We start from the raw sequence: 6,143 nt of genomic DNA, 5'->3' as shown, positions 1-6,143 counted from the left end.
GTTTGAGTTACTTGGTAGCGAGTCGTTTTTTCGATAACTTCTGCTTTAACAAAACCACCGATATTGGTGGTTTTCGTGGTTTGTAACTGCTGGCGTTTGGCATAAAAGGTAGACAGACTTAACCCGTTACGCTCACAGAAGACACGCTGGGATAAATGACTGGATTGGTATTTTTCAAACAGGGTTTGCCATTCTTGGTCGGTACGTCGTTTTGCCATTTCAGATCTCCTTGAGATTGGGAGATTTGATCTTAGGACGTACCGATATTGATTAGAATGTGGGGTTTATGGGGCGCTTACGGTGTAGATAGTATAAGGCGTTGTCTTATTGTAATGGGTTGGGAAACTCGCATCTTAGTTGCACTTCGGTATATAATTCCATGCTATCCCTTTCCTACTTGATCTGCAGGGGGGTTGGCTACGTTCGTTCACCTCAATCACATAGCCTGTCTATGTTCATCGGGGTGATGAGAGCCATTCGTGGCTCTCACCAAAGGCCAGCCTATGGCTGTTCAAATTTGTTCCAGACAAATTTGTCACTCACTTGCCGCCAACCTGCAACTCCAAGTTGTTTGGGTATAGTCAAATGCGCCGTCAGTCGCGAAATAAGTCATACGAAAAATAAACAATAAATGGAGTAAAGCATGTCCTTGCAAACAGCGGTCATTACCGTGGATGGACCTAGTGGTGCTGGTAAAGGCACTCTTTGTATGTTGTTGGCGAAAAAACTCGGGTTTCAGCTGTTAGATTCAGGAGCGATTTATCGGGTATTAGCTCTTGCCGCTCTTCATCATGGTGTTGATATTGATTCAGAAGACGCTTTAGTTCCATTGGCAACGCATCTGGATGTACAATTTGTTGCTGAAGGTGATTTGGTGAAAGTCATTCTTGAAGGAGAAGATGTTTCCAGGGAACTGAGAAAAGAAGAAACGGGGATGGCTGCCTCAAAAATTGCCGCATTACCTCGCGTCAGAGAAGCTTTGCTACGTCGACAACGAGCTTTTGATCAGGGCCATGGCTTGGTGGCGGATGGACGAGATATGGGGACGGTTGTTTTTCCCCAAGCTGCTGTGAAAATTTTCCTAGATGCGAGCGCACAAGAACGAGCTCAGCGTCGTTATAAGCAGTTGCAACTGAAAGGCCTTAATGTTAAATTTGACAACCTTTTAAGCGAAATTCAAGAGCGAGATGAACGAGATCGTAATCGTTCCGTGGCACCACTGCGCCCAGCCGAGGATGCGCTATTACTTGATTCCACCACATTATCTATAGATCAAGTGGTGGAACAAGCGTTACAATATATAGAATCGAAACTGGTGGAATAAATCACGCCAGTTAAGAACGTTGGTCGCAAGGATGATGACTGGCGATTTTAATAACCCCATGCGGTAGGATACCCATGGACGTTTAATTATTGAAGATTAAATACATGACTGAATCTTTTGCTCAACTCTTTGAAGAGTTTCTAAATGAAACCCAATTCCAACAAGGTACTATCGTTAAAGGTACTGTTGTTGCGATTGAAAATGGCTACGTTCTTGTTGACGCTGGCCTTAAGTCTGAATCTGCTATTCCAGCAGAACAGTTCAAAAACGCTGCGGGTGAACTAGAAGTAGAAGTTGGTTCAGAAGTTGACGTAGCACTTGACGCTGTTGAAGACGGTTTCGGTGAAACTCAACTTTCTCGTGAGAAAGCGAAACGTCACGAAGCGTGGATCGTTCTTGAGAAAGCTTACGAAGAAGCTGAAACGGTTATTGGTATCATCAATGGTAAAGTTAAAGGTGGCTTCACTGTTGAATTGAACGGTATCCGTGCATTCCTTCCAGGCTCTCTAGTTGACGTTCGTCCAATCCGTGACACTGCTCACTTAGAAAACAAAGAGCTAGAGTTCAAAGTCATCAAGCTTGATCAGAAACGCAACAACGTTGTTGTTTCTCGTCGTGCTGTTATCGAATCTGAAAGCAGTGTTGAGCGTGACGAACTTCTTGAAACTCTACAAGAAGGTACTGAAGTTAAAGGTATCGTTAAGAACCTTACTGATTACGGTGCATTCGTTGATCTTGGCGGTGTTGATGGTCTTCTACATATCACAGATATGGCTTGGAAACGCGTTAAGCATCCATCAGAAATCGTTAACGTTGGTGACGAAATCCTAGTTAAAGTTCTTAAGTTTGACCGTGAACGTACCCGTGTTTCTCTAGGTCTGAAACAGCTTGGCGAAGATCCATGGGTAGCAATCGCTAAACGTTACCCAGAAGGTCACAAACTAACTGGTCGCGTAACAAACCTAACTGATTACGGCTGCTTTGTTGAAATCGAAGAAGGCGTTGAAGGTCTGGTTCACGTTTCAGAAATGGACTGGACTAACAAGAACATTCACCCATCTAAAGTTGTTAATGTTGGCGACGAAGTTGAGGTTATGGTTCTTGATATCGACGAAGAACGTCGTCGTATCTCTCTAGGCTTGAAACAGTGTAAAGCTAACCCTTGGCAGTCATTCGCTGAAGCACAAGCTAAAGGCGATAAAGTGACTGGTAAGATCAAGTCTATCACTGATTTCGGTATCTTTATCGGTCTTGATGGCGGTATCGATGGTCTGGTTCACCTTTCTGACATCTCTTGGAATGTTCCTGGAGAAGAAGCAGTACGTGAGTACAAAAAAGGTGACGAGATCTCTGCAGTTGTTCTAGCTGTAGATGCAGAGCGTGAGCGTATTTCTCTAGGCGTTAAGCAAATGGAAAATGACCCATTCAATGCTTATGTTGCTGATAATAAGAAAGGCACTCTAGTTAACGGTACGGTAACCGCTGTTGACGCTAAAGGCGCAACGATCGAGTTAGAAGATGGTGTAGAAGGTTACCTTCGTGCCTCTGAAATTACTCGTGACCGCGTAGAAGATGCATCTCTACTTCTCAGTGTTGGTGATAAAGTTGAAGCGAAATTTACTGGTGTTGACCGTAAAAACCGCGTCATCAATTTATCTATCAAAGCGAAAGATGAAGCTGAAGAGCAAGAAGCAATGGCATCTATCAATAAACAAGATGATGTTGCTTTCGGTAATGCAATGGCAGACGCTTTCAAAGCTGCTAAAGGCGAGTAATCTAACTTGTTGATTAAAAAGGGGCCGCATGGCCCCTTTTTTTATTCATCAGCGAGATAACGTGATGATCTATTACATTTACTTATGCTAGTATTGCTGGACCTCAGAGAGCCCGGTTTATCCCTTTGAGGTATAAAAGCTAAGCTAAGTTTTTCTAAGAGACATGTTCTCCGCTTTCTTTGATGCAACTTAGCCATACTCTTTTTATACAATATGAAGCAAGTGTTTGTTGGAATTGATATTACTGACTATAATCAGGGTAAAAACTCAAAGAGGGAAACTATGACGAAGTCTGAATTAATAGAAAGGCTGTGTACCGAGCAACCCCATCTGTCGGCAAAAGAAATTGAAGATGCGGTAAAAGAGATTCTGGAACACATGTCGAAAACATTAGAAGCTGGAGATCGCATTGAAATTCGAGGATTTGGTAGTTTCTCTTTGCACTATCGTGATCCCCGTGTTGGACGCAATCCTAAAACTGGTGAAAAAGTCGAATTGGATGGTAAATATGTTCCGCACTTTAAACCGGGTAAAGAGTTGCGTGAGCGAGTTAATCAATAGTTTTAATGGTAGAATAGCCTTATAAGCGGCATACTGTCTTGGTGTGCCGTTTTTTTATATTTTGATTCGGAATGCTATCGCAACTTTATTTGCTCTCTTCTTATCGGGCGGAGGCTCTTTCTATCTGGGGCGTCCACTGCTTGCTGTGGATTTCGAGTAATCTTAAGCTGATTGGACTATAAAATTGCGCATGGTTTGTCTGAGCGTTTTCCTGCATAATCGGTTAATAGATTTGTGGATGGGTAATCAATTATGAAAATGATAAAAATCCTTGTGCTACTCGCTCTTTTCTTACTGGCTTTAGCGTTAGGATCACAGAATCAAGCGTTAGTCACATTTAACTATTTATTCGCTCAAGGTGAGTTTCATCTATCAACTTTGCTTGGCAGTGTCTTTGTCGTTGGCTTTCTTATTGCGTGGATCATTTTTGGCAGTTTTTATCTGAAATCTCAATTAGAAATTCGTAAATTGACTCGAAAGCTAAAACAACACACAAAATCGCAAGAGCAGACAAATGCTAAAGCGACTCTCGAGTAAGGCTATTACTTAGATGTTAGAACTTCTTTTCTTGCTCTTGCCTATTGCTGCCGCCTATGGCTGGTATATGGGTAATCGTAGTGCTCAGCAAGACAAGCAGAAGCATTCCCACCAAATATCTCGACAGTATGTAACGGGACTAAATTTATTACTTTCAGATCAGTCTGATAAAGCCGTTGATCACTTTATCGAGCTGTTGCAAGTGGATAACGAAACGATAGATACCCATCTTGCATTGGGAAATTTATTTCGTTCTCGTGGTGAGGTTGATCGTGCAATTCGTATCCATCAAAACCTGATTTCTCGTTCAGGCTTAACCATTGATCAAAAAAACCTCGCCTTACAGCAGTTAGCGAAAGATTATATGGTCGCTGGATTTTTGGATCGTGCAGAGAAAATCTTTGAGCAATTAATTGATGAACCAGAACATCGTGAGTCTGCGCTTCAACAATTAACCGCAATTTATCAGCAAACACGTGAATGGCATAAGGCGATTTCATGTGCGCAAGCCTTAGTCAAGCTCGGGCGTAAGCGAATGAAGCAAACCATTGCTCATTTTTGGTGTGAACTGGCAATGCAGGAAAAAGCAGAAGGGAAAGATCATAAAGCGATCCAGTTGCTAAAACGAGCTTTACATGAAGACCCTAAATGCGTGCGTGCCAGTATTTCCTTAGGAAAACTCTATTTAGCCAACCAAGATTATAAACAGACGCTGATTTATCTTGAAATGGTTTTCGAGCAAGATATTGATTTTATTGGAGAAGTTCTACCATCCTTAGCCGAATGTTATCATCATCTTGGCCAAGAGCCACAATTGATTGAATTATTGCGTCAGTGTATTAACAATAATGCAGGAGTGTCTGCTGAGTTAATGCTAGCACAATTAGTCGCGCAGCATGATGGTACCGCCAGTGCTCAAGAATTATTAACTCGCCAATTAGTCAAAAATCCAACCATGAAAGGTTTTTATCGTCTGATTGATTACCATATTGCTGAGGCAGAAGAAGGGCGCGCTAAAGCTAGTTTGTTAACTTTGCAACGGTTAGTGGGTGAGCAGTTAAAAACAAAACCACATTACCGATGCCGCCGCTGTGGTTTCTCAACGCACTCGCTATATTGGCACTGTCCATCCTGCAAAGGGTGGGGATCGATTAAGCCCATCCGTGGATTGGATGGCGAATGATTTTTCAAGATTTGCAGCTCTATAAGCTGCATTTTTTTAGGCTCAATGTATATCTTAGGAGTAGAAATGAACGACCCAAAAGTGATCGTTGCACTCGATTATGAACACAAAACCGATGCGCTTACGTTTGTCGATAAAATTGATCCGACAAGTTGTCGGTTAAAAATTGGCAAAGAGATGTTTACACGGTTTGGTCCCCATTTCGTTACTGAGTTACATGATCGAGGGTTTGCTGTTTTTCTCGATCTTAAGTTTCATGATATTCCTAATACTTGCGCTAAGGCAGTGCGAGCAGCGGCGGATTTAGGTGTTTGGATGGTCAATGTTCATGCCAGCGGTGGAGAGCGTATGATGACGGCTGCACGAGAAATACTTGAGCCTTACGGTTGTGATCGTCCATTGTTAATTGGAGTAACCGTCTTAACGAGTATGGAACAGAGTGATTTACAAGGTATTGGTATCAACAGTGAACCAGAGCAGCAGGTGATGCGCTTAGCGAGACTGACAAAAAATTCCGGTTTAGATGGCGTCGTATGCTCGGCTCAGGAAGCCTCTAAGCTAAAACGTGAGCTTGGACAAGCCTTTAAGTTAGTTACACCGGGAATTAGGCCAATAGGGGCCGATATTGGTGACCAACGTCGGATAATGACGCCAGAGCAAGCCATCAACTCAGGAGCTGATTATCTCGTGATCGGTCGGCCAATTACCAAAGCCAGCAATCCTGCTCAAGTGTTGGCAGAGATTCATGCATCCCTACTTTAAA

At 42.7% G+C, this 6,143-nt stretch carries 7 protein-coding genes; 6 read left to right on the top strand and 1 reads right to left on the bottom strand.

What is annotated here, in order from left to right; all coding sequences use genetic code 11:
* Positions 1-218: IS66 family insertion sequence element accessory protein TnpA (gene tnpA / locus CAG57_RS04560; RefSeq protein WP_161426972.1), on the bottom strand; the 218-nt coding region annotated here is incomplete at its 3' end.
* A 425-nt stretch (positions 219-643) separates the two neighbouring features.
* Here tnpA and cmk point away from each other — a divergent pair.
* The 6 genes from cmk to pyrF all read left to right on the top strand — a co-directional run bounded on the left by cmk (position 644) and on the right by pyrF (position 6,142).
* A complete protein-coding gene (gene cmk / locus CAG57_RS04555) occupies positions 644-1,324 on the top strand; it encodes a (d)CMP kinase (RefSeq protein WP_161426971.1) in 681 nt (226 codons plus the stop codon).
* A gap of 104 nt (positions 1,325-1,428) precedes the next feature.
* Positions 1,429-3,099, top strand: a complete 1,671-nt coding sequence (gene rpsA, locus CAG57_RS04550) for a 30S ribosomal protein S1 (RefSeq protein WP_099612138.1) — start codon at positions 1,429-1,431, stop codon at positions 3,097-3,099.
* A 282-nt stretch (positions 3,100-3,381) separates the two neighbouring features.
* Complete coding sequence (gene ihfB / locus CAG57_RS04545; RefSeq protein WP_099612139.1) at positions 3,382-3,660, top strand: integration host factor subunit beta; 279 nt, start codon at positions 3,382-3,384, stop codon at positions 3,658-3,660.
* Positions 3,661-3,912: 252 nt separating this feature from the next.
* Positions 3,913-4,197, top strand: coding sequence for a LapA family protein (locus tag CAG57_RS04540; protein ID WP_099612140.1), 285 nt, complete (start codon positions 3,913-3,915; stop codon positions 4,195-4,197).
* A 13-nt stretch (positions 4,198-4,210) separates the two neighbouring features.
* Positions 4,211-5,380, top strand: coding sequence for a lipopolysaccharide assembly protein LapB (lapB, locus tag CAG57_RS04535; protein WP_099612141.1), 1,170 nt, complete (start codon positions 4,211-4,213; stop codon positions 5,378-5,380).
* A 66-nt stretch (positions 5,381-5,446) separates the two neighbouring features.
* Positions 5,447-6,142 carry an orotidine-5'-phosphate decarboxylase gene (pyrF, locus tag CAG57_RS04530; protein ID WP_161426970.1) on the top strand — a complete coding sequence of 232 codons (696 nt, stop codon included), beginning with the start codon at positions 5,447-5,449 and terminating at the stop codon, positions 6,140-6,142.
* The last annotated feature ends 1 nt before the right edge of the window (position 6,143 follow it).

The organism is Vibrio sp. V30_P3S12P165 (assembly GCF_009904905.1).
Lineage (GTDB): Bacteria > Pseudomonadota > Gammaproteobacteria > Enterobacterales > Vibrionaceae > Vibrio > Vibrio fujianensis.
Note: the sequence above shows the minus strand (reverse complement) of the source record. Positions and strands in the feature narration are given on the sequence as shown.